This is a genomic window from Sphingomonas sp. NBWT7, assembly GCF_014217605.1.
In the GTDB taxonomy this organism is placed as follows: Bacteria; Pseudomonadota; Alphaproteobacteria; order Sphingomonadales; family Sphingomonadaceae; genus Sphingomonas.
On record NZ_CP043639.1, the window covers coordinates 2,109,079 to 2,131,923 of the forward strand.

The following is a 22,845-nucleotide window of genomic DNA, read 5'->3' on the forward strand; positions in this document are numbered from 1 at the left end:
AAATACGACGGGAGAGGGCCATGGATCTTTCGCTCAGCGACGAGCAGGCGATGCTCCGCGACACGCTGAAACGCTATCTGGCGCAGCATCACGCGTTCGATCCGCACCGCACGCGTGACACCGCGGCGCTGTGGCACGCGCTCGGCCGCGATCTCGGCGTGCTCGGCGCGACGCTGCCGACCGAGGCCGGCGGACTGGGCGGCGGCGCGGTCGAGGCGATGGTCGTCGCCGACGCGCTCGGCGAGGCGCTGGCGAGCGTCCCTTATATCGAGACCGCGGTGGTCGCCGCCGGCCTGCTCAAGCGCGCGGGCGGCGAACGCGCGGCGGCGCTGCTGCCGCTGATCGCCGAGGGTGAGACGCGCGCGGTGCTCGCCGCGGGCGAGGCGGACAGCCGCCAGGCGCTCGAGGCGGTCGCGACCAGCGCGCGGCGCAGTGGCAACGGCTGGACGCTCGACGGCGACAAAGTCGTCGTCGCCGGCGCGCCGGGCGCCGAGTGGCTGATCGTCACCGCGCGGACCGACGGTGCGCCGCGCGACGTGCGCGGCGTGTCGCTGTTCCTCGTGCCCGCCGACGCGCATGGCATCAGCCGCCACGATTACGCGCTGATCGACGGCCTGCCCGCCTCCGACCTGACGCTGCGCGACGTGACGCTGCCCGCAGACGCGCTGCTCGGCGAGGAAGGCGCCGCGCTGCCGCTGCTCGAACAGGCGCGCGACGAGGGCATCGCCGCACTCTGCGCCGAGGCCGCGGGGCTCACGCGCAAGCTGCTCGGCGATACCGTCGCCTACACCAAGGAACGCAAGCAATTCGGCCAGCCGCTCGCCAGCTTCCAGGCGCTGCAGCACCGCATGGTCGACATGTTCATCGCGGTCGAGCAGGCGACCTCCGCCGCCTATCTCGCCGCGCTCCATCTCGATGCGGATGCCGCGACGCGCGCGCGCTCGATCGCGGCGGCGAAGGCGACGGTGGCCGATGCCGTGCGCTTCGTCGGACAGAACGCCGTCCAGCTACACGGCGGGATGGGGATGACCGACGAGCTCGCGGTCGGCCACTATTTCCGCCGCGCGACCGCGATCGAGCAGCAGTTCGGCGCCGGCGATCACCATGCCAAGCGCTATGCCGCGCTGATGCGACAGGAGCTCGCGCTCTAGCGGCGAACGCGGGTGACGTGCCCCATCTTGCGGCCGGCGCGCTCCTCGCGTTTGCCGTAAAGGTGGAGGTGCGCGCCCGGCTCGGCGAGCAGCGCGCCCCAGCGCCCGGCCGCGTCGCCGATCAGATTCTCCATCGTCACTTCGCTGCCGGTCAGCCCGGTATCGCCGAGCGGCAGCCCGCAGATCGCGCGCACGTGGTTCTCGAATTGCGAGGTAACCGCGCCCTCGATCGTCCAATGCCCCGAATTGTGCACGCGCGGCGCCATCTCGTTGAACACCGGCCCCTCGGGCGTCGCGAAATACTCGCATGTCAGCACGCCGACATGCCCCAGCGCGTCGGCGATCCTGCCGGTCAGCGCCGCCGCCTCGGTCCAGTGCGCGGCGATCTGCGCTGGCGCCGGAACAGTCGAGCGCGCGAGGATCGCGTCGATATGTTCGTTCCACGGCGGGGGATAGCTCACCATGTTGCCCGCATGATCGCGCACCAGCACGATCGAGAATTCGTGCGTGAAGTCGACGAACGCCTCGAGCACCGCGGGCCCGTCGATCGCCGCCCAGGCCGCATCGGCATCGTCCGCCGAATGCAGCCGCACCTGGCCCTTGCCGTCGTACCCCATGCGCGTCGTCTTGAGCACCGACGGCGTGCCGATCTGCGCCAGCGCCGTGTCGAGCTCGGCGCGCGAGCCGACCGCGGCCCAGCGCGCCGGGGTGCCGCCCAGTGCCGCGACGAATTCCTTCTCTGCCACCCGTTCCTGCGCCACGCGCAGGCTGGCGGGCGAGGGATGCACCGGCACGCGCTCGGCGAGCCACTCGACCGGCCCCGCAGCGATGTTCTCGAATTCGTAGGTGACGACATCGCACTGCGCGGCGAAATCGGCGAGCACGATGCGGTTGTGGTAATCCGCGCGCGTCAGCGAGGAGGCGGTCTGCGCCGCGACGCTCTCGCGATCGGGCGCGAGGACGTGCGTGCGATAGCCGAGCTGCGCTGCAGCCGAAGCGATCATCCGCCCCAATTGACCGCCACCCAGGATGCCGATCGTCGATCCCGGCGGCAGCGGCGTCATGCCGGGCGCTCCGCCACCGCCTCGGTCTGCGCCACGCGCCACGCCTTCAGCCGCTCGGCGAGCGCCGCGTCGTTCGTCGCCAGGATCGCGGCGGCGAGCAGCCCGGCGTTGATCGCGCCCGCCTTGCCGATCGCCAGTGTGCCGACCGGGATGCCGCCCGGCATCTGCACGATCGACAACAGGCTATCCATGCCGTTGAGCGCCTTCGATTCGACCGGCACGCCGAGCACCGGCAGGTGCGTCATCGCCGCTGCCATCCCCGGCAGGTGCGCCGCGCCGCCCGCACCCGCGACGATCACCTTGATGCCGCGATCGGCGGCGCCGGTGGCGTAATCGTAGAGCCGCTGCGGCGTGCGATGCGCCGAGACGACGCGCGTCTCATGCGGAACGGCGAGCGCGTCGAGCGTCTCCGCGGCGTGCCGCATCGTCTCCCAATCGGACGTCGAGCCCATGATGATGCCGACCTGCGCCATGATCGGCGGTTAGCGAGCCGGGGAAACGAGGGCAACCGGAAGCTGCGCCGCGCGATCCGGCGGGTGAAAAGGGGCTTTCCGCCTCGATCAGCGGCGCGCGCGCGGATTGAGCGCGAACACCCGCTCGACGTCGCGCTCGATCACCTTGGCCGTCACGCGCTCCACCAGCCGCTGCGCGCTGCGCCACGGCCGCAGCTCGCCCTGCCGCTGGCGATGCCCATCGATCAGCCGGCTTCCCCAGCCTTCGATCGCGTCCGCCGGCGGCGCATCGCTCGTGTCGGTCAGCACCAGCGAGGGGAAGGGCAGCGCGATGGCGGGGGAGGCGTAAGCGTCCTTCGCCCCCGCGCCGTCGCGCGGCGGATCGAACAGCAGCGCGCCAGCGACCTTGCCGACATAGCCAGCCGGCGACAGCCGCGCCCACCACGACGCCGCATGGCAGCCGATACCCTCGGCGACGAGCACCACTGCGCGATCGGCGCGCATCACCGCCGCGTCGAGCTGCGCCGCCCAGATCCCGCGTCGCGCGCCGCTGTCGAGCGTCACATGCTCATCGCCGTGGCTGGGCCAGCGCAGCCGCGCGTGCCATGCCGGCGCCGTCACGTCGGGCGCGGCAATCGTGATGATCGAGAAACGGCTGGGCATCGGCAGTACGGCGGTCGACATCGCGCTGGTCCCCGAATGAAGGCACGCGGCATCATGCCACGCACGCCGGGGCTACCGCAATGCCATGCGCGGCGACGGTTGCCTGATAGCCGCTAACACGTCACGGTCGCCGGAAAGGTTCACGGGGGAATAGATGTTCGGTCCACGCAAGTCGCTGGAATCGGTGACGCAGCACGACGCACGCCACGCGCTCGCCAAGACATTGTCCTGGCCGCACCTCATCGCGCTCGGCGTCGGCGCGATCGTCGGCACTGGCATCTATACGCTGATCGGCGTCGGCGCTGAGCGCGCCGGCCCGGCGGTGATCCTCGCCTTCGTCATCGCCGGCGCGGTGTGTGCCTGCGCCGCGCTCGCCTATGCCGAACTCGCGACGATGATTCCCGCCGCGGGCAGCGCCTATACCTTCAGCTACGCCGCGCTGGGCGAGGCGCTGGCGTGGATCGTCGGGTGGAGCCTGATCCTCGAATATTCGCTCGCCTGCGCGACCGTCGCGGTCGGCTGGTCGGGCTATCTCGTCGGCTGGATCCAGGCGGCGGGCGTCACGCTGCCGCCACTGCTCCTGTCCGGCCCGCACGCCGGCGGGCTGATCAACCTGCCGGCCGTCGCGGTCGCGCTTGCCGTCATGGGTCTGCTGATCGCCGGCACGCGCGAGAGCGCGACGCTCAACATCGTCCTCGTCGTGGTGAAGCTCACCGCACTCGCGGTGTTCATCGCCTTCGCCCTGCCTGCGTTCGACGGCGGCAACCTGCAGCCGTTCATGCCCTACGGCTTCGGCTCGGTCGAAACCGGCGGCGAGAAGCGCGGCGTGATGGCGGCGGCGGCGATCGTCTTCTTCGCCTTCTACGGCTTCGATGCTGTGGCGACATCGGCGGAGGAGGCGAAGAACCCAGGCCGCGACCTGACGATCGGCATCGTCGGCTCGATGCTGGTCTGCACGCTCATCTACATGCTCGTCGCGGTCGCTGCGATCGGCGCGCTGCCGTTCACCAGCCTCGCCAACTCGACCGAGCCGCTCGCGCTCGTGCTACGCTCGCTCGATCACCCGCAGGCCGCCTATCTGATTGCGCTCGCCGCGGTCATCGCGCTGCCGTCGGTCATTCTCGTGATGATGTACGGCCAAAGCCGCGTGTTCTTTACCATGGCGCGCGACGGTCTGTTGCCGCGCCGCCTCGCCACGGTGAGCGAGCGGACCGGCGCGCCGACGCTGATCACGCTGGTCACCGGCGTATCGATCGCGATCGTCGCCGGCATCTTCCGCCTCGACGAGATCGCCGAGCTCGCCAATGCGGGCACGCTGCTTGCCTTTATCGCGGTCGGGGCGTGCCTGATGGTGCTGCGCCGCCGCGCACCCGACGCGCATCGCCTGTTCCGCTGCCCGCAACCCTATCTCGTCGGCACGCTGGCGATCGCCGGCTGCGTTTACCTGTTGTTCAGCCTGCCCTCCGCGACAATCGGCCGTTTCGTGATCTGGAACGTGATCGGGCTGGCAATCTATTTCCTCTACGGCCGCCGCAACAGCCTGGAGGGGAAGGCGCAGGCTTAACCTCGCGCGGCACCTTCGGGCCAGTCGAACGCCAGCCGGGTGTCGCCTTGCGCCGCGCCGCCGGGTCCGAAGCGCCGCTCGATCATGATCCCGCAACCGGCAGCATCGACCGCGACGATCGTGCTGCACCGCGTGCCGTAGACGGTGTCGCGGATGAACACCGGCCGCTCGCCGCCAACGGCGGGCGTCTCGTCCGCAAGCAGGTCGAGCAGCGTCTCGACCGGCCCCGCCGCCGCCAGCCAACCGCCGAGCGACGCCCGCAACAGCCGCGTGCGCGGTGAAGGTGGATCGAGCGGACCGTTGGCGATGCCGTGCAGGCCGGGCGCCAGCGGCTGAATCCGTGTCGCCGGCTGGTTGGTACGGAACGTCGCCGCCCCGCCAACGGTGATCAGGCTGAACCCACCGAACGCCGCCAGCGTCTCGTCGCGCGGCAGCGACCCGTCACGAAGATAATCCGCCACCAGCGCGCCGCGCGAGGGCGCATCGGCACCGCGCGGGTAACCTGCCACGTTGGTGACAACCGCGAACCGCCCGGCCGAGGAGACACCCATCCACGTGCCGCCCGATACCAGATCGCGGCCGGCGAGCATCCCAGGCGCATCGTCCCACCACGCCAGCGGCGCCGACGCCCGGCTGTGGAACTCGTCGCGGTTGCCGACGACGATCAGCGGCCAGCGCGGATCGGCGTCGATCGCCAGCGCGACGACGCACATCAGCAGCGCTCCGTCGTGCGACGTATCATCCAACGAACGCCCGGTCGCGCAGCCCGCGCCACACGCGCAGCGCCTGCACCGTCTCGGCCACATCGTGGACGCGCAGCAGCTGCACCCCCGCCGCCGCGCCGGTAAGCGCCAGCGCCACCGATCCGCCGAGCCGCTCACCGACCGGCGCCTCGTTCGACAGCGCGCCGATCAGCCGCTTGCGGCTCGCGCCCAGCATGAGGGGGCAACCGAGCCCGTGGAACATCGCCAGCGCATTGAGCAGCGCCAGATTGTCCTGCAGCGACTTGCCGAAGCCGATGCCGGGATCGACGATGACGCGCGATCGATCGATACCTGCCGCAACGATCGCCGCGACGCGCGCGTCGAGCCAATCGAACACCTCGGTCACGACATCGCGATAGCCGCTGCCGCCGTGCGGCCCCTTGGCGGGATCGGGCGAGTGCATAACGATCACCGGGCAGCCGGCGCGCGCGACGACCTCGGCCGCGCGCTTGTCCCACAGCAGCGCGGACACGTCGTTGACGATCGCCGCGCCGGCCGCGAGCGCGCGCTCCATCACCAGCGCCTTGCGCGTGTCGATCGAGACGAGCGCGCCTGCCGCAGCAAGCCGCTCGATTACCGGCACGACGCGCGCCGCCTCGTCCCCCTCCCACACCAGTGCCGCGCCGGGACGCGTCGATTCGCCGCCGAGATCGACAATCGCGGCGCCGCTGCCCGCCATCGCCATGCCCGCCGCGGTCGCGGCAGTGACATCGTCGCGGTGCACGCCGCCGTCGGAGAAACTGTCTGGCGTCAGGTTGAGGATGCCGGCGACGACCGGCTGGTCGAAGCGCAGTGTCCGTTCGCCGAGCGTCAGCTGGGGGCGCGGCGCGATGATGCGCGCGTGGAGCTCGGCCGCACGTGGCCCGAGCGTGCCGATATCGGCGACGGGCACGATGCGCTTCGCCCCCCGCTCGATCACCTCATAGGCGGCAAACCATTGCATGCCGCCCGCCAGCCGCACCGCCGCGCCATCGGGATAGGCGAACGGCGCATCGAGGAAGTGGACCGGGCGAAGGTGCATGACAGCCTTTCAGAATGCGCCGCGGCTCTGCGACGTGGAGCGGTGAGGGACAAGCCCGCCGCCGCCGTCCGCGCCCCGATCACCGCGGTCAGGCCGTCACACCTGCGTGGCGAGCAGATACGTCTGGCGCAGTGTGTCGATCGGCGCCAGCGTACCGCCCGCGTCGTAATGCCAGAAGGTCCAGCCGTTGCACGCCGGCGCGTTCTGCAGCGTCGCGCCGAGCTTATGGATCGATCCGATCGCGCCGCACTCGCTTGCCAGGCTCCCGTCGGCGCGCACCGTGGCACGCCAGCGGCGCTTGGCGTCGGTCACGATGCTGCCGGCGGGGAGGTACGCGTTTTCGACCAAAGCGCCGAACGCCACTTTGGGCTGCTGGCGCGGGCTCTGCATCGTCGTCAGCGCCGATTCGTCGAGCGGCAGCGCCGCGGCGATGCGCGCGCGCGCCGCCGCGATATAGTCGGTCTCGCGCTCGACGCCGATCCAGCGCCGCCCGAGCCGCTTGGCGACCGCCCCGGTCGTGCCGGTGCCGAAGAACGGATCGAGCACCACGTCGCCCGGCTTCGTGCAGGCGAGGAGGATGCGGTACAACAAAGCCTCGGGCTTCTGCGTCGGGTGCACCTTGTGCCCCTCGGCGTCCTTCAGCCGCTCCTGCCCGCCGCAGATCGGGAATTCCCAGTCGGAGCGCATCTGCAACTCGTCGTTGAGCGTCTTCATCGAGCGGTAGTTGAAGGTGTATTTCGCCTTTTCGCCCTTCGACGCCCAGATCAGCGTCTCGTGCGCGTTGGTGAAGCGCGTGCCGCGGAAATTGGGCATCGGGTTGTTCTTGCGCCAGACGATGTCGTTGAGGATCCAATAGCCCAGATCCTGCACCGCCACGCCGACGCGGAAGATGTTGTGATAGCTGCCGATCACCCAAATCGTGCCGTCGTCCTTCAGGATGCGGTGCGCCTCGGCCAGCCACGCGCGGGTGAAGGCGTCGTAATGCTTCAGGCTGTCGAACTTGTCCCAATCGTCGGTCACCGCATCGACGTGGCTGCCGTCGGGCCGGAACAGTTCGCCGCCGAGCTGCAGATTGTACGGCGGATCGGCGAAGATCATGTCGATCGACTTCGCCGGCAGCGCGCGCATGTGCGCGATGCAGTCGCCCATCAGGATCTCGTCCAGCGGGAGGACTGCCGGCGCGGCCGCGGCCGGCGCCGACGGCGCTGCCTTCACGCGGCGGACGCGCGTCTTCTCGATGACCCCCATTGATTCCCCCTGTTCGCACGCGATGGTCGCCGCGCGGTGGACTCGTCGTCAAGCGTACATTGGTTAACGATCGCGGTTGCGAATTCGTTAACACGGCGGAACATTGCGCGGCCCCTCCCAGATATTGAGTCCGCCGGCACGATTTGACTCAAGCTGTGGGGTGTGGCGCAAAAGACTCTAGAGCGGCAGAACCGTCTGGGCGACGGGCGCGAAGCTGCGCCGGTGCAGCGGGCACGGCCCGTGCTTGGCCAGCGCGCGGCGGTGCGCGGGCGCGCCATAGCCCTTGTTCGACGCCCAGTCGTAGTGCGGATATGATTCGTGATGCGTAAGCATGATCGTGTCGCGCGTATGCTTGGCGACGATCGAAGCGGCGGCGATCGAGCGGCTCAGCGCGTCGCCGCCGACGATCGGCGTCGCGGCATAGCCCCAGCGTGGCAGACGGTTGCCGTCGACCAGAACGTGCCCCGGCGCGCAGCCGAGCGTGGCGGCGAGCTGATCGACCGCCAGCGTCATCGCCTTCATCGTCGCCCAGTAGATGTTGAGCGTATCGATCTCGTCCGCTTCGACGATGCCGATGCCGACGATCGCGCAATCGGTGATCCGTGCACACAGCCGCGCCCGTTCTGCGGCGACGAGCTTTTTCGAATCGTCGATCCCGCGCGGCACGCCGCGCTCGGGCAGGATCACCGCGGCGGCGACGACCGGCCCCGCGAGCGGCCCCCTCCCCGCTTCGTCGACGCCGGCGACGGGGGCGAGATACAGGCGTTCGTGCTTCAATCCGGGCATGATGCGACCCGCCATGGCGGGAAGCGGCGGTTCTCGCCAGCGGTGTAGAGACGAAGCGGATTGCCCGCGGGATCGACGAGTGCCGCCTCGCGCCAACCCCACGGCTGATCGACCGGATCGCCGACCGCAATCCCGTGCGCGCGCGCCGCAGCGACGGCGGCATCGAGATCGCCGACTTCCAGAAAAACGACCGCCCGTCCGCCGACCTCCGCGGTCGCCTCGATCGATAGCGTGGTGCCGCCCGCGCTCTCGAAGCGCGCGTAGCGGCCGCCGCTGTCGACGATCGGGACGAGGCCGAGCGCGCGATAGAAGGCGAAGCTTGCTGCGTGGTCGGTCGCGGGAAGCGTCACCTGATTGATCGTCGCGCCCCCGAGATCGCAGTCGAGCCGCACCTTGTGATGCCCCATCGGGCCGTGCCCGCCGCCGAGCCCAGGCGCCTCCTTGAGCGCGATGCGCACGAAGCGTCGCGCGCGGTCGATCGCGACGGGCAGCGGCAGGCCGCGGCCCAATCCTTCCGCGATCGCGCTCGCCAGCGTGCAGCCGGTGCCGTGCGTGTGCGGCGTATTGATCCGCGGCGCGGACCAGCGCGCGACCTCACCGTCACGTGCGATCAACCGGTCGGTGATCACTTCCCCCTCGGCATGCCCACCCTTGGCGAGCAGCGCCGCGCCGGTCGCGAGTACCGCCGCCTCGCCGCCCAGCGCGGCGAGTTCGGGCAGGTTGGGGGTGACGAGCGTCGCGCCGTGCATCAGCCGATCGAACGCGGCAATCGTCGCGTCGTCGGCGAGCACCGATCCCGACGTCGCGATCATCACCGGATCGAACACGATCGGCACACCGCACAATCCTTCGAGCACGTCGGCGACGGCGTGCACCGTTTCGGCCGATCCGATCATGCCGATCTTCACCGCGTCGGCGCCGATATCGTCGAGGCAGGCGCGCATCTGCTGCACCACCATCGCGGGCGGGATCGGATGGACGCCGTGGACGCCCAGCGTGTTCTGCGCGGTGATCGCGGTCACCGCGGTCATCGCGTGGCCGCCGAGCATCGTGACGGTGCGGATATCGGCTTGGATGCCCGCCCCGCCCCCCGAATCGGAACCGGCGACGATGAGGATCCGCGCCGTCATCGACGACCTCGCGGCGCGCCTCTCGATCGGCAGACCGGCAGCGAGCAAACCGCCCGGCTCACCCCTTGTGGAACCGCGTCGTCGCGGCCGGATGCTTCTTCAGCGCCGCGCCGACGCGCGCCGGGCGGTCGAGCAGTTCGCCGCCGCAATTGGGGCAGCGTTCGTCCATCGCATCGGCACAGTCGGCGCAGAAGGTGCATTCAAACGAGCAGATGAAGGCGCCGCCCTCGTCGGCGGGCAGATCGGTTCCGCAGCGTTCGCAATCGGGGCGCATCTCGAGCATCGCGGCGCCCTTACGCCACCCGATCGGGCTGCGCTACCACCAGCGCGTCGATGAAGCGGCGCACGTCACCGTCGATCGCCACCGGGCGACCGGTGGGCAGGTGAACGTTGACGCTGACGATCTCGATCACGTTGCACAGATCGCCGTGCTGGTTGGCGAGTTCGAAGCGCTTGGTGATGCTCGACGTGCCGACGCGGTCGATCCGCACCGATACTTCGACGGTGTCGCCGAGCAACAGCGGCTTGAGATAATCGACGGTGGCGCGGCGGACGTGGAACTCCATCTCGCGCCACGTCTCGCCCAGCGCGTCGGCGATCCCGGTCCACGCCCAATATTCGGTGACCGCGACGTCGGCATATTCGAGGTAGCGCGAGTTGAAGACGACGCGCTGGCCGTCGATCTCGGCGTAGCGCACCTTGAGCGCGGTCGAGAAGGCGAAGCCGGGACGGGTCATGCGATGATCCTGATACCTGTGTCTGTGTGGGGCGTGGGCGCCGGCAGTGTCCCTGTCGCGTCGCTGCGTGAACGCGCTGCTACAGGATCAGCTTGAGCCCGACGACGGCGAGCGTCGTCGCAAGAATCGGCGTCAGCACGCGGTCGGTGACGCGCGTGGCGATCACGCTGCCCAGCACGATGCCCGGGATCGAACCCGCCAGCAGCGAGACGAGCAGCGCCGCGTCGACCGAGCCGAGCCACCAATGCCCGATCCCCGCGATCAGCGTGAGCGGCACGGCGTGCGCGATGTCCGAACCGACCAGCCGATTGATCGGCGTCGTCGGGTAGAGGATCAGCAGCGCCGTCATGCCGAGCGCGCCCGCCCCGACCGAGGTGAGCGAGACGAGCACGCCGAGCAGCGCGCCGAGCAGCATCGTTAGCGCGGCCAGCCGCCGCGCACTCATGCCGCGGAAGCGCGGCCCGATACGTGCGACGATCCGCGTGCGGAAGAACGTGGCCAGCGCGGTCAGGATCAGCGCGATCCCCAGCACCGCCGCGATCGTCGTGCCCGTCCCGCTGGTGTGCGCGTTCACTCGGCTAAGCACCAGCAGCGTCAGCGCCGCGGCGGGCACGCTGCCGATCGCCAGCCGGCGGACGATCACCCAGTCAACCGTGCCGCGCAGCCCGTGCACCGCGCCGCCGACGGTCTTGGTCGCCGAGGCGTAGAGCAGATCGGTGCCGACTGCGGTGGCCGGATGGAAGCCGAAGGCGAGCACGAGCAGCGGCGTCATCAGCGATCCGCCGCCGACGCCGGTCAGCCCGACAAGCATCCCCACGAGGACGCCGGCGAGCGAGTAGAGCGGGTTGTAGGCGGCAATCACGTAGCGACGCCCCATTCGAACGGCGATCCCCGAGCCTCGCCGCGACGAAACGCGATGCAGCGTTCGCGCCGCTGCCGCCGCACGAACGGGTGGCTCAACCCGCGTTCCGCGCAGGCGTGTTGACGCCCATGCTGGCGAGATACTTCTTCACGTTGCGCGCCGCCTGGCGCAGCCGCTGCTCGTTCTCGACCATCGCGATACGCACGAACCCCTCGCCGTTCTCGCCGTAGCCGACGCCCGGCGCGACCGCGACCTTGGCGTGGGTAAGCATCTGCTTGGAGAATTCGAGGCTGCCGAGGTGCGCGAGTGCCGGCGGCAGCGGCGCCCAGGCGAACATCGAGGCGCGCGGGCTCGGAATGTCCCAACCGGCGCGGCCGAAGCTCTCAACCATCACGTCGCGGCGCTTGTGGTAGAGGCGGCGGTTCTGCTCGACGATGTCCTGCGGGCCGTTCAATGCCGCGCAGGCCGCCGCCTGGATCGGCGTGAAGGCGCCGTAATCGAGATACGATTTGACGCGCGTCATCGCCGCGATCAGCGTCTTGTTGCCGACCGCGAAGCCGATCCGCCAGCCGGCCATCGAATAGGTCTTGCTGAGTGAGGTGAACTCGATCGCGACGTCCTTGGCGCCCTTCACCTGCATGATCGAGGGCGTCGGATTGCCGTCGTAATAAAGCTCCGAATAGGCGAGGTCCGAGATGATCCACACTTGGTTCTCGCGCGCCCAGGCGACCAGCCGCTCGTAGAAGGCGAGATCGACCGCCTCCGCCGTCGGGTTCGACGGGTAGTTGACGACGAGGATGCTCGGCCGCGGCACGGTAAAGGCCATCGCGCGCTCGAGGCTCTCGAAATAGCGCTCGTCGGGCGTCGTGGGCACCGCGCGGATCGTCGCGCCGGCGATGATGAATCCGAAGGTGTGGATCGGGTAGCTCGGATTGGGCGCGAGCACGACGTCGCCCGGCGCGGTGATCGCGGTGGCGAGGCTGGCGAGCCCCTCCTTCGATCCCATCGTCACCACGACCTCGGTCTCGGGATCGATGTCGACGCCGAAGCGGCGGCCGTAGTAATTGGCCTGCGCGCGGCGCAGCCCTGGGATGCCCTTCGACGCCGAATAGCCATGCGCGTCGGGCTTCTTCGCCACCTCGACGAGCTTGTCGATGACGTGCGGCGGCGGCGGCAGATCGGGGTTGCCCATGCCGAGATCGATGATGTCCTCGCCGCCCGCACGCGCCGCGGCCCGCATCGCATTCACTTCGGCGATGACATAGGGCGGCAAGCGCTTGATGCGGTAGAATTCGTCGGACATGGGCGTACCCTCGTTGCGGGAGCACCGGGCATAGCGGCTGCATCGGGCGAGCGGAAGGCAGCCGGGGTTTCGCCGTCGCGAAGCCGCGCTATGCTGATGGGTGGAAGAGGATTGCATGACCGATCGACCCCATTCCGCTACCGGCGCCGCTGCAGGCGGTGCGCCCGACGCGCCGCCGGAAGCCGTCGCCGCCGCTTCCGTCCCCAGCCTCGCCGATCTTCAGCATTGGACATGGGTGATGGGGCGGGCGCAGCAGATGATGCTCGAGCAGGGGCTAGCGACGCTCGACGCGACGCCCGCCGCCAACCCGCTCGCCGCGCAGGTGCGCGATTTCTGGGCCGACAGCCTGTCGCTGTGGCAGCGCTTCCTCGATCCCGCGCAGCCAAAGCCGGAAGAGCCCGCCGCGCAATCGCGCGACAAGCGCTTCAAGGCCGATGCGTGGCGCGACAATCCGATGTTCGACTGGATCCGCCAGTCGTACTTCTTGATCTCGGACCATATGCTGCGCGGGATCGACGCGCTCGATGGCGTCGACGAGCGGCAGAGGGAACAGCTGCGCTTCGCGACGCGCGGTTTCGTCGACGCGATGAGCCCGTCGAACTTCGCGCTGACCAATCCCGAGGTGATCGCCAAGACGATCGAGACGCGCGGCGAGAATTTGCTCAAGGGCCTGCAGCACATGCTCGCCGACATGGGCCGCGGGCAGCTGACGCATACGCCCGACGGTGCGTTCGAGATCGGCCGCAACCTGGCGGTCACCCCCGGCCAGGTAATCCACCGCACCCCGCTCTACGAACTCATCCAATATGCGCCGGCGACGCCCGACGTGCTCGCCACGCCGCTGGTCATCTTTCCGCCGTGGATCAACCGCTTCTACATTCTCGATCTCACGCCCGAAAAAAGCTTCATCCGCTGGTGCGTCGAGCGCGGGATCACCGTGTTCATGGTGTCGTGGAAGTCCGCCGACGCGACGATGAAGGACGTGGTGTGGGACGATTACGTCGCCGCGCAGATCGATGCGATCGACACGATCCGCGCGCTGCTCGACGTGCCGGCGGTGCACGCTATCGGCTATTGCGTCGCGGGGACGACGCTCGCCGCGACGCTCGCGCTGCTCGCCGCGCGCGGCGAGGCGGCCAAAGTGCACAGCGCCACCTTCTTCACCGCGCAGGTCGATTTCGCGCAAGCGGGCGAACTGCAGCATTTCGTCGACGACGAACAGCTGGCGATGGTGCGGTCGCTGTCGGGCGAGGGCTATCTCGACGGGCGCTACATGGCAGCAACGTTCAATCTGCTGCGCGGACGCGACCTGATCTGGAACTACGTCACCAACAATTACCTGCTCGGCAACGACTATGCGCCGTTCGATCTGCTGCACTGGAACGGCGACACCACCAATCTGCCGGCGAAGTGGCACCAGAGCTACCTGACCGATTTGTACCGCGACAATCTGCTGGTGAAGCCCGGCGCGCTGTCGATCGACGGCACGCCAATCGATCTGACGCGCGTCGCGACGCCGACCTTCGTCCAGGCGGGGCGCGAGGATCATATCGCGCCGGCGGAAAGCGTGTGGGAAATCACCCGTCATTTCCGTGGGCCCGTGCGCTTCCTGCTCGCCGGATCGGGGCATATCGCGGGCGTGGTCAACCCGCCGTCGGCACAGAAATACCAATATTGGATCAACGACGCGTCCGCCGACACGCTGGACGCATTCGTCGCCGGCGCCACCGAAACCAAGGGCAGCTGGTGGGCATACTGGTTCGACTGGCTGGCAGCGCATGACGCCACGCGCGTTCCCGCGGATGGGGCACGCCAACCCGGGCAGGGATCGTTGCCCGCGATCGAGCCCGCACCCGGGAGCTACGTCCGCACGCGCTGATCCCTGCCATCATTTGCTGCGCCGCACAAAATCGCGCTTGCATCGATGTAAGCAAGCCCCTATTTGTGCAGTGCAGCATGATGGAGCTTTCGCGCATGACCGATATCCCGACGCCGATCAGCCTCGATGAGATCGTCGTGCCGAATGCCGAAGACGGGCCCAGCCCGGTGCCGCCGGTGCTCAAGGCGCCGACCGCGAAGCCGGCCACCAAGAAGCCGGCCCTAGCCAAGACTGCCGCGCCCGCGCCCGAGATCGCCGCAGACGCGCAGCCCGTTGCCGAACCCAATCAGTCAGCCGCTCCGGCGGTCCGCAGGATGAAGGAATTCAAGATGGTCGAGACGATCGAGATGATGACCGACAAGACGAAGACCGCGTTCGCCGACGTGAACGAGCGCGCCAAGGCTTCGATGGAGAAGGGCGCGCGCGCGCTCGAGGACGTCGCCGCCTTCAACAAGGGCAACATCGAGGCGATCGTCGAATCGTCGAAGATCGCCGCCAAGGGCATGGAGCAGATGGGCCAGAACGCCGCCGCCTACGCCAAGACCTCGTTCGACCACGCATCGAGCGCGTTCAAGTCGATGACGACGGTGAAGTCGCCGACCGAATTGTTCAAGCTGCAGAGCGACTATGCGCGCAGCTCGTTCGACGCGTTCGTCGCCGAAGCCTCACGCTCGACCGAAGCGGCGCTGAAGCTCGCCGGCGAGATCGCCCAGCCGATCTCAAACCGAGTCGCGCTCGCTGCCGAGAAGATCAAGGTCGCCGCGTAACCCGCGTCGTCCTTCAGTACCCGCGTAACCGGGCGGTCGCTTCGCAGCGGCCGCCCGTTTTCGTTTCGATGTGCGGCGTCTTCGGCCGACGGGCCCTTGCCCTCGCCCGCCCGCTTGCCATATTTTGCGGCGTGACCATGACCAGCCTTCCGATCACCATGGCCGAGCGGCGCGACGATGGCGGTGAGGGAACCGGCGTCGGCATCGCGACGCGTACCCGCGCCAAGACGAAGCAGCCGACGCCATATCGCGTTCTGATGCTCAACGACGACTACACGCCGATGGAATTCGTCGTGCTGTGCCTGCAGCGCTTCTTCCGCATGACGTCCGAAGAGGCGACGCGCGTGATGCTGCACGTTCATCAGAAGGGTGTCGGCGTATGCGGCGTGTTCAGCTACGAAGTCGCCGAGACCAAGGTCAGCCAAGTGATGGATTTCGCGCGGCAGAACCAGCATCCGCTGCAATGCACGCTGGAAAAGGCCTGACCGCCGGATCATCGTGCTTTTGCTCGCGCCCCTGATGATCGCGCTCGCCGCGAATGCGGCGACTCCGAGCGCGCCGGCCGAGCCCGAGCGCGCGGCCTGGTATGCCTGCCTGGAGGATTACGCGCAGGTCGCGATGGCGAGCACCGGCACCACCGCGACGATCGCATTGCAGACCGAGCAGGCGTGCGGCGCCGAACGCAAGGCGTATCAGGTCGCCCTGTGGCGCTCGCGCACCGTAGGGGGCGATGCCGCTGCGCTGACGGCGCGCTTCGGCCACGAGGATCGCGCCGCCTACGAACATGTGATCGGTTTCGTCGAGCGGCTGCGCTGATCGGCACGTGCCGTCGGCAATCACTAGCTCGGTGAAGACAACCACGACAGATCGACGCCGGTCATCCGATCGACGTAATGCGCCGCGCGCACCAGCCGCGCCTCGTCGATCAGGGTAACGCAGCCCCCAGCCCGCGCGATCAGCCGCTCGTCCTCCAGCTGGCGCAGCATGCGATTGACGTGCACCGCCGTCAGCCCGGTCGCATCGCCGATCTCTTCCTGCGTCAGTCCCAGTGCGAAGCTGGTCGGAAACGCCGGGTCGAGCCGGCGCATCCGATCGCGGATCTCGAGCAGCACGGAGGCGACGCGCGCGCGCGCGGACGTACGGCCGAGGCTAGCGACGCGATCGCTCAGCGCCGCGCGCGTCACCTGATCGAGCGCCATCATCGCGGCATACAATCGCGGATGATCGCGCAAGACCCGCGCCATGGCGGACCGGTCGAACATGCCGACGACGCTGTCGGCGAGCGCCGATATCGTCTCCGTCGCGCGGGCATAGGCGAGGGTCGACAGGCTGACGATATCGCCCGGCAGGATGAAGCGCAGGATCTGACGACTGCCGTCGTTCAGAATGACGAAGCTCATCAGCATCCCGCGTTTCAGAATGAAGAAATCGGCTACCGCATCGTTTTCCCGGCACAGCGCACCGCCACGCCGCACCGCGCGTTCGCGATCGTCCAGCAGCTGCAGCGCCGTCCTTTCTCCCTCTGTTAGAACCACATGCTCGCCGAGCCGATCGGCGAAAGAGTTGCTTGGCACTCGGTGACGATCCCCTTTTCCACCCGGGAGCTAAGCGCACGACCACGCAGGCCGCATTAAAGTCGATCAACATCGTTACGCAGGCGTCGCTTGGCGAGCGCGCGGCAGGCAGGTAGATGCGGCCAATGGACCGTATTCTCATTCGCGGCGGCCGTCGGCTGTCGGGCAAGTTGCCGATTTCGGGCGCGAAGAATGCCGCGTTGACGCTGATGCCGTGCGCGCTGCTGACCGACCAGCCGCTGACGCTGCGCAACCTGCCGCGGTTGGCCGACGTCGACGGCTTCGGCCACCTGCTCAACCAGCTCGGCGCATCGACCGCGATTGAGGGCACGCGGCCGGACGAGTTCGGCCGCGTGATGACGATCCGCACCGGCCAGCTGACCTCGACCGAGGCGCCATACGACATCGTGCGCAAGATGCGCGCGTCGATCCTGGTGCTCGGCCCGATCCTTGCGCGCGCCGGCGAGGCGCGCGTCTCGCTGCCAGGCGGATGCGCGATCGGCAACCGCCCGATCGACCTGCATCTGAAGGCGCTGGAGGCGATCGGTGCCGAGCTTGAGATGAGCGCGGGCTACGTCACCGCGCGCGCGCCCGGCGGACGCCTGCCGGGCGGCCGGTATCGCTTCCCCGTCGTCTCAGTCGGTGCGACCGAGAATGTCGTGATGGCAGCGGTGACGGCGAGGGGATCGTCGCGGATCGAGAATGCCGCGCGCGAGCCCGAGATCGTCGACCTGTGCCGATGCCTCGTCGCGATGGGCGCGCAGATCGAGGGGATCGGCACCGAGACGCTCGAGATCGAGGGCGTCGACCGGCTGCACGGCGCGACCTATGCGGTGATGCCCGATCGGATCGAGGCGGGCAGCTACGCCTGCGCCGCGGCGATCACCGGGGGCCGCCTCGAGCTGGTCAATATCGACGCCGAGAGCATGGGGGCGACATTGTCGGCGCTTGCCGACGCGGGCGTGCTGATCGCGCAGAAGAAGAATTCGGTGACAGTGATGGCGCAGGGCCCACTGCAGCCGCTGACGCTGACCACCGCGCCCTTCCCCGGCTTCGCCACCGACATGCAGGCGCAGTTCATGGCGATGCTGTGCATGGCGAAAGGCGCGAGCGTGCTGACCGAGACGATCTTCGAGAACCGCTACATGCACGTGCCCGAGCTCGCGCGGATGGGCGCGGACATCACGGTGAGCGGACGCACCGCGGTGGTGCGCGGGGTCGAGCGGCTCGCCGGAGCACCGGTCATGGCGACCGATCTGCGCGCGTCGATGAGCCTCATTCTCGCCGGCCTCGCGGCGGAGGGCGAGACGTCGGTCGCGCGCGTCTATCACCTCGATCGCGGCTATGAGCGGCTTGAGGAGAAGCTGTCGGCGGTCGGCGCCGATATCGAGCGCGTCAGCGACGGATAAGCCGCGCTTCGCTCGCGAACCCGCCCGGCAGCCCCGCCAGCGCTTCCCCTGCCTGACGCGGGCTGCCTGACGCAGCCGCCTACCGCACCAGCACGGCCTCGCGATCGACCGTTGCCGTCATCTCGGCGTAGCTCGCGCAGTCGCCGGCCCAATTCTGGTACACGCGGCCATTCGCCGCTTTGTACCAGCTGCGACAGTGCGGATCGGCCCATACGGTGTTCGACAGCAATTGCTGGATCCGCTCGTTGAAGCGCCGTTGCCCGTCCTCGCTCACCGCCGCCGCCTTCGCCTGGCTGTCCTCGACCAGTTCCAGCGTCCTGAGCATGTAGCCGACCTGCTGCTCGATCATGAAGCTGATCGAATTGTGCCCGAGGTTGGTGTTCGGCCCGTAGAGGATGAACATGTTGGGGAAGCCCGCGACCATGATGCCGAGATACGCCTCCGGTCCCTCGCGCCACGTGTCCTTCAGCGTGCGCCCGCCCTCGCCGGTGACCGACATCGACCAGTCCCATTGCGTGGTTTCGAAGCCGGTGGCGAAGATCAGCACGTCGAGCTCGTGGAAGCCATCGGCGGAGCGCACGCCGTTCGCTTCGATGCCCGTGATCCCGGCGGTTTCGAGCGTGACGTTGTCGCGCATCAGCGCGGGGTAGAAATCGTCGGTGATGAGGATGCGCTTGCACCCGATCGGGTAATCGGGGGTCAGCTTCGCGCGCAGCTCGAGATCGGGCACCTGCGCCTCGAGATGGTCGAGCGCGGTGCGGGTGTAAGCGGCGCGGCCCTCGGGCGTCCATTTGAACGCTTGCCAGAAGAAATTATCGGCATTGTCGAAGATCATCGCGCGCTGCGCGGCGCCGAGCTTCATCGCGACGTCGACGTTGGTCGCCATCAGCGCCTTCGTCTCGTCGGTCACATGCTGGTCGTTGCGTGGCACGACCCAGTTGGGCGTACGCTGGAAGACGACGAGATGCCCCGCCTGCTTCGCGATCTCGGGAATGAACTGCACCGCACTGGCGGCCGATCCGATCACACCGACGCGCTTGCCAGTGAGATCGACGCTGTCGTCCCACGCCGCCGCATGCCATTTCGGCCCGGCAAAATTCTCGACGCCGGGGATGTCGGGAAAGCACGGACGGCTGAGCTGGCCGAGCGCGGGAACGATCGCGTCGAACCGCTCGCTTGTGCCGCGCTCGGTCTCGACGTTCCATTCGCCCGCCGCCTCGTCCCATGTCGCGCTCGTCACGCCTTCGTTGAGGCGCAACACTTCGCTCAGGCCGAATTGTTCGACGAGACCCTTGGTGTAGTCGTGGATCTGCGCCCCGCGCGCGTAATTGTGGCTCCAGTTCGGGTTGGGCGCGAAGCTGAACTGATAGAGGATCGCGGGTACGTCGCACGCGACGCCGGGATAGCGGTTCGCGCGCCAGGTGCCGCCGACGGAATCGGCGTGCTCGAAAACGGTGACGTCGTGGCCGGCCTCGCGCGCCTTGATCGCGGCGCACAGCCCGCCCATGCCCGCACCGATCACCGCAACCCGCTTGCTCATCACGCTCTCCATCGGCGGTTTTGCTCCGCTCGACGTGCAAGATGCCGTGTCCGGCGGAGCGATGGAAGAGGGTTTAAGTCGGTTGCGTTAGATCGTGCCGAAAACGGGTGCCGGCAGTGCCGACACCCGTCGTTCCGTCAGCGGCAGCGTACGTTGTTGCGGTCGACCGACTTGCCGAGCGCCGCGCCACCCGCGCCGCCGAGCAGCGCGCCGAGCAGGCCCGACCCGCCGGGCGAAATCGCCGAACCGAGCACGCCGCCCGCGATGCCGCCGACGATCAGACCGGTCGTGCCATCCGAACGGCGGCAGTAATAGCGCCCGTCCCGGCCCGCATAGACACGATCGTTGTCGGACAAGCGGCGCTCGCGATAGCGCGCATCGTCGCGATAATAGCGGTCGGCCTCGTAGCCGCCATAGGCCGGATCGGGGCTGTTGTAATCGTAGCGGCTGTAGCCGCTGTCGACATAGCCCGGGCCGCCGCCGTAGCGGTCACCGACGCAACCCGTCACCATCACCGCCGCACCGATCGCGGCCAACGCAACACTCCGCATCGTCTTCTCCTGTTGTCTGGGTGAAGACGTAATCGTCGATGCGGCACTTGGTTGCGCCGGATCAGCGTCACGGCGGTACTTTTGCCCGCCCGCGACGGTGCCGCGCGTCAGCGGGCGATCCCGCCCGCGGCGAGCACCGCCAGCGTCATCAGATCGCTCGCCGACGAGGTCATCGGCGCGATCTGTACGGGCTTCTCCATGCCCACCAGCATCGGCCCGATCACGCTGTCCCCGCCAAGTTCGCGCAGCAGCTTGGCCGAAATGTGCGCCGACTGGAGGCCAGGCATGATCAGGACGTTCGCCGGGCCGGACAGGCGCGCAAAGGGATAATTGGCGAGCTGCGCCGGGTTGAGCGCGACGTCGGGCGTCATCTCCCCCTCATATTCGAACCCGACGTTGCGCCCATCAAGCACGGTGATCGCCTCGCGCACGTTGTCGAGGAAGGTGCCCTTCGGATTGCCGAAGGTTGAGTAGCTGAGGAAGGCGACGCGCGGCTCGTGCCCCATGCGGCGCGCGACGGCGGCGGTCTGCTCGGCGATGTCGGCGAGCTGCTCGGGCGTCGGACGCTCGTTCACCGTCGTGTCGGCGATGAACACCGTGTGGCTCTGCCCGACCATCAGGTGAATGCCGAACGGCGTGCGGCCGGGCGCCGGATCGATCACGCGGCGTACCTCGCGCATCGATTGCGCCCAGGTCCGCGTGACACCGGTGATCATCGCGTCGGCATGCCCCATCTGCAGCAGCACCGCGCCGAACGTGTTGCGATCCTGATTGATCATCCGCTCGCAGTCGCGGCGCAGATAGCCGCGGCGCTGGAGCCGCTTGTACAGGAAGTCGACCATCTCGGGCACCAGCGGCGAGATGCGGCTGTTGTGCAGTTCATACTCCTCCGGGTTGCTGATGCCGAGCGCGCGGAGCCGATCGGGCACGTCGTCGCGGCCCACCAGCACCGGCACGCCGTAGCCCCCCTCCTTGAAGGCGACCGCCGCGCGCAGCACCACTTCTTCCTCGCCCTCGGCGAACAGCACGCGCTTGGGATGCGCACGCGCGCCCTCGTAGGCGAGGCTGAGCACCGACGTCGTCGGGTTGAGCCGCGCGCGCAGGCGCTGGCGATAGCCCTCCATGTCGAGGATCGGGCGCGTCGCAACGCCCGAATCCATCGCCGCCTTGGCGACGGCGGCGGGCACGATCTCCATCAGCCGCGGATCGAACGGCGCGGGAATGATATAGTCCGCGCCGAAGACGTGCTGCACGCCGTAGGCGGCGGCGACTTCCTCCGGCACGCGCTCACGCGCGAGCTCGGCGATCGCCTGCGCTGCGGCGATCTTCATCTCCTCGTTGATCCCCGTCGCACGCACGTCGAGGGCACCGCGGAAGATGAACGGGAAGCCGAGCACGTTGTTGACCTGATTAGGATAATCTGACCGGCCGGTGGCGATGATCGCATCGGGCCGCGCCGCCTTGGCGAGTTCGGGCCGGATCTCGGGCTCGGGATTGGCCATCGCGAAGATGATCGGGGCGGGCGCCATATCCTTGACCATCTCAGGCTTCAGCGCGCCGGCGGCGGAGAGGCCGAGGAACACGTCGGCGCCGACCAGCGCCTCGGTCAGCGTGCGCGCCTCGGTCGGCACGGCATGCGCCGACTGCCACTGATTAACGCTCTCGCGACCCTGATGTATCACGCCCTTGCGATCGCACAGGATGACGTTGTCGCCGCCGACGCCCATCGCCTTGATCAGTTCGGTGCAGGCGATCGCCGCCGCGCCCGCGCCGTTGACGACGACCTTGATGTCGCCCAGCCGCCGGCCGGTCAGCAGGCAGGCGTTGATCAGCCCCGCCGCGGTAATGATCGCGGTGCCGTGCTGGTCGTCGTGGAAGACGGGGATGTTCATCCGCTCGCGCAGCGTCTGCTCGATGATGAAGCACTCGGGCGCCTTGATGTCCTCAAGGTTGATCCCGCCGAACGACGGCTCGAGCAGCGCGACGCAGTTGATGAAGGCATCGACGTCCTCGGTCGCGACTTCGAGATCGATCGAATCGACGTCGGCGAAGCGCTTGAACAGCACCGCCTTGCCTTCCATCACCGGCTTGGAGGCAAGCGCGCCGAGATTGCCCATGCCGAGGATCGCGGTGCCATTCGAGATGACGGCGACGAGATTGCCCTTGGTGGTGTAATCGTAGGCGGTCGCAGGATCGTCGGCGATCGCCTGCACCGGCACGGCGACGCCGGGAGAATAGGCGAGCGCGAGATCGCGCTGCGTCGCCATCGGTTTCGAAGCGACGATCTCGATCTTGCCGGGCCGCCCTTCGGAATGGAACAGCAGCGCCTCGCGCTCGGAAAACTGGACGTTGGTCTTGGTCTGATCGGTCATGCGGGCAC

The 22,845-nt window shown here is 68.5% G+C and carries 23 protein-coding genes; 7 read left to right on the forward strand and 16 right to left on the reverse strand.

The window, feature by feature from the left end:
- The first annotated feature begins 20 nt into the window (after positions 1 to 20).
- Positions 21 to 1,151, forward strand: a complete 1,131-nt coding sequence (locus tag F1C10_RS10375; RefSeq protein WP_185205974.1) for an acyl-CoA dehydrogenase family protein — start codon at positions 21 to 23, stop codon at positions 1,149 to 1,151.
- Here F1C10_RS10375 and F1C10_RS10380 read toward each other — a convergent pair.
- The 3 genes from F1C10_RS10380 to F1C10_RS10390 form a co-directional block, all read right to left on the reverse strand.
- Entirely contained in the window at positions 1,148 to 2,215 is a 1,068-nt protein-coding gene (locus tag F1C10_RS10380) for a 5-(carboxyamino)imidazole ribonucleotide synthase (RefSeq protein ID WP_185205976.1), read from the reverse strand. The two genes, F1C10_RS10375 and F1C10_RS10380, sit on opposite strands and share 4 nt — an antisense overlap.
- Positions 2,212 to 2,688, reverse strand: a complete 477-nt coding sequence (gene purE / locus F1C10_RS10385; protein WP_185205978.1) for a 5-(carboxyamino)imidazole ribonucleotide mutase — start codon at positions 2,686 to 2,688, stop codon at positions 2,212 to 2,214. The genes F1C10_RS10380 and purE overlap by 4 nt, the downstream gene beginning before the upstream one ends.
- 87 nt (positions 2,689 to 2,775) lie before the next feature.
- Positions 2,776 to 3,351 carry an alpha/beta hydrolase gene (locus F1C10_RS10390; RefSeq protein WP_185205980.1) on the reverse strand — a complete coding sequence of 192 codons (576 nt, stop codon included), beginning with the start codon at positions 3,349 to 3,351 and terminating at the stop codon, positions 2,776 to 2,778.
- Positions 3,352 to 3,484: 133 nt separating this feature from the next.
- On the opposite strand from F1C10_RS10390, the gene F1C10_RS10395 reads away from it, so the two are divergent.
- The gene (locus F1C10_RS10395; RefSeq protein ID WP_185205982.1) at positions 3,485 to 4,894 is read left to right on the forward strand and encodes an amino acid permease; all 1,410 of its coding nucleotides are present in this window, start codon (positions 3,485 to 3,487) and stop codon (positions 4,892 to 4,894) included.
- Here the strand turns inward: F1C10_RS10395 and F1C10_RS10400 are convergent.
- The 9 genes from F1C10_RS10400 to F1C10_RS10440 all read right to left on the reverse strand — a co-directional run bounded on the left by F1C10_RS10400 (position 4,891) and on the right by F1C10_RS10440 (position 12,745).
- Positions 4,891 to 5,640 (reverse strand): NRDE family protein, encoded by a 750-nt coding sequence (locus F1C10_RS10400; protein WP_308458056.1) that lies wholly within the window; start codon positions 5,638 to 5,640, stop codon positions 4,891 to 4,893. The two genes, F1C10_RS10395 and F1C10_RS10400, sit on opposite strands and share 4 nt — an antisense overlap.
- Complete coding sequence (folP, locus tag F1C10_RS10405; RefSeq protein WP_185205984.1) at positions 5,633 to 6,679, reverse strand: dihydropteroate synthase; 1,047 nt, start codon at positions 6,677 to 6,679, stop codon at positions 5,633 to 5,635. The genes F1C10_RS10400 and folP overlap by 8 nt, the downstream gene beginning before the upstream one ends.
- 96 nt (positions 6,680 to 6,775) lie before the next feature.
- The gene (locus tag F1C10_RS10410) at positions 6,776 to 7,927 is read right to left on the reverse strand and encodes a site-specific DNA-methyltransferase (protein ID WP_185205986.1); all 1,152 of its coding nucleotides are present in this window, start codon (positions 7,925 to 7,927) and stop codon (positions 6,776 to 6,778) included.
- Between the two features lie 177 nt (positions 7,928 to 8,104).
- On the reverse strand, positions 8,105 to 8,713 hold the full coding sequence (locus F1C10_RS10415) for a ribonuclease HII (protein WP_185205987.1): 609 nt from the start codon (positions 8,711 to 8,713) through the stop codon (positions 8,105 to 8,107).
- Positions 8,701 to 9,843: a bifunctional hydroxymethylpyrimidine kinase/phosphomethylpyrimidine kinase gene (thiD, locus tag F1C10_RS10420; RefSeq protein WP_185205989.1), complete on the reverse strand. Its 1,143-nt coding sequence runs from the start codon at positions 9,841 to 9,843 to the stop codon at positions 8,701 to 8,703. Before thiD ends, F1C10_RS10415 begins: the two co-directional genes overlap by 13 nt.
- Positions 9,844 to 9,901: 58 nt before the next feature.
- Positions 9,902 to 10,126 (reverse strand): DUF1272 domain-containing protein, encoded by a 225-nt coding sequence (locus tag F1C10_RS10425; RefSeq protein ID WP_185205991.1) that lies wholly within the window; start codon positions 10,124 to 10,126, stop codon positions 9,902 to 9,904.
- 10 nt (positions 10,127 to 10,136) lie between these two features.
- A complete protein-coding gene (locus F1C10_RS10430) occupies positions 10,137 to 10,580 on the reverse strand; it encodes a thioesterase family protein (RefSeq protein WP_185205992.1) in 444 nt (147 codons plus the stop codon).
- A 79-nt stretch (positions 10,581 to 10,659) separates the two neighbouring features.
- On the reverse strand, positions 10,660 to 11,457 hold the full coding sequence (locus F1C10_RS10435; RefSeq protein WP_185205994.1) for a sulfite exporter TauE/SafE family protein: 798 nt from the start codon (positions 11,455 to 11,457) through the stop codon (positions 10,660 to 10,662).
- 79 nt (positions 11,458 to 11,536) lie between these two features.
- A complete protein-coding gene (locus F1C10_RS10440) occupies positions 11,537 to 12,745 on the reverse strand; it encodes an LL-diaminopimelate aminotransferase (protein ID WP_185205996.1) in 1,209 nt (402 codons plus the stop codon).
- A 115-nt stretch (positions 12,746 to 12,860) separates the two neighbouring features.
- Here F1C10_RS10440 and F1C10_RS10445 point away from each other — a divergent pair, with 115 nt between their 5' ends.
- The 4 genes from F1C10_RS10445 (at position 12,861) to F1C10_RS10460 (ending at position 16,207) form a co-directional block, all read left to right on the forward strand.
- The gene (locus tag F1C10_RS10445) at positions 12,861 to 14,624 is read left to right on the forward strand and encodes an alpha/beta hydrolase (RefSeq protein WP_185205998.1); all 1,764 of its coding nucleotides are present in this window, start codon (positions 12,861 to 12,863) and stop codon (positions 14,622 to 14,624) included.
- 95 nt (positions 14,625 to 14,719) lie between these two features.
- Entirely contained in the window at positions 14,720 to 15,391 is a 672-nt protein-coding gene (gene phaP, locus F1C10_RS10450; protein WP_258042847.1) for a phasin family protein, read from the forward strand.
- Between the two features lie 158 nt (positions 15,392 to 15,549).
- The gene (clpS, locus tag F1C10_RS10455; RefSeq protein ID WP_085809018.1) at positions 15,550 to 15,876 is read left to right on the forward strand and encodes an ATP-dependent Clp protease adapter ClpS; all 327 of its coding nucleotides are present in this window, start codon (positions 15,550 to 15,552) and stop codon (positions 15,874 to 15,876) included.
- 34 nt (positions 15,877 to 15,910) lie between these two features.
- Positions 15,911 to 16,207 (forward strand): hypothetical protein, encoded by a 297-nt coding sequence (locus tag F1C10_RS10460; protein ID WP_185206002.1) that lies wholly within the window; start codon positions 15,911 to 15,913, stop codon positions 16,205 to 16,207.
- A 23-nt stretch (positions 16,208 to 16,230) separates the two neighbouring features.
- On the opposite strand, the gene F1C10_RS10465 is transcribed toward F1C10_RS10460, so the two are convergent.
- Positions 16,231 to 16,965: a Crp/Fnr family transcriptional regulator gene (locus tag F1C10_RS10465; RefSeq protein WP_185206004.1), complete on the reverse strand. Its 735-nt coding sequence runs from the start codon at positions 16,963 to 16,965 to the stop codon at positions 16,231 to 16,233.
- 125 nt (positions 16,966 to 17,090) lie between these two features.
- Here F1C10_RS10465 and murA point away from each other — a divergent pair, with 125 nt between their 5' ends.
- A complete protein-coding gene (murA, locus tag F1C10_RS10470; RefSeq protein ID WP_185206006.1) occupies positions 17,091 to 18,374 on the forward strand; it encodes a UDP-N-acetylglucosamine 1-carboxyvinyltransferase in 1,284 nt (427 codons plus the stop codon).
- 79 nt (positions 18,375 to 18,453) lie between these two features.
- On the opposite strand, the gene F1C10_RS10475 is transcribed toward murA, so the two are convergent.
- The 3 genes from F1C10_RS10475 to F1C10_RS10485 form a co-directional block, all read right to left on the reverse strand.
- Positions 18,454 to 19,914, reverse strand: a complete 1,461-nt coding sequence (locus F1C10_RS10475) for an NAD(P)/FAD-dependent oxidoreductase (protein WP_308458057.1) — start codon at positions 19,912 to 19,914, stop codon at positions 18,454 to 18,456.
- A gap of 137 nt (positions 19,915 to 20,051) precedes the next feature.
- Positions 20,052 to 20,465, reverse strand: a complete 414-nt coding sequence (locus F1C10_RS10480; protein ID WP_185206009.1) for a glycine zipper 2TM domain-containing protein — start codon at positions 20,463 to 20,465, stop codon at positions 20,052 to 20,054.
- Between the two features lie 107 nt (positions 20,466 to 20,572).
- A complete protein-coding gene (locus F1C10_RS10485) occupies positions 20,573 to 22,837 on the reverse strand; it encodes an NADP-dependent malic enzyme (RefSeq protein WP_185206011.1) in 2,265 nt (754 codons plus the stop codon).
- Between the last annotated feature and the right edge of the window lie 8 nt (positions 22,838 to 22,845).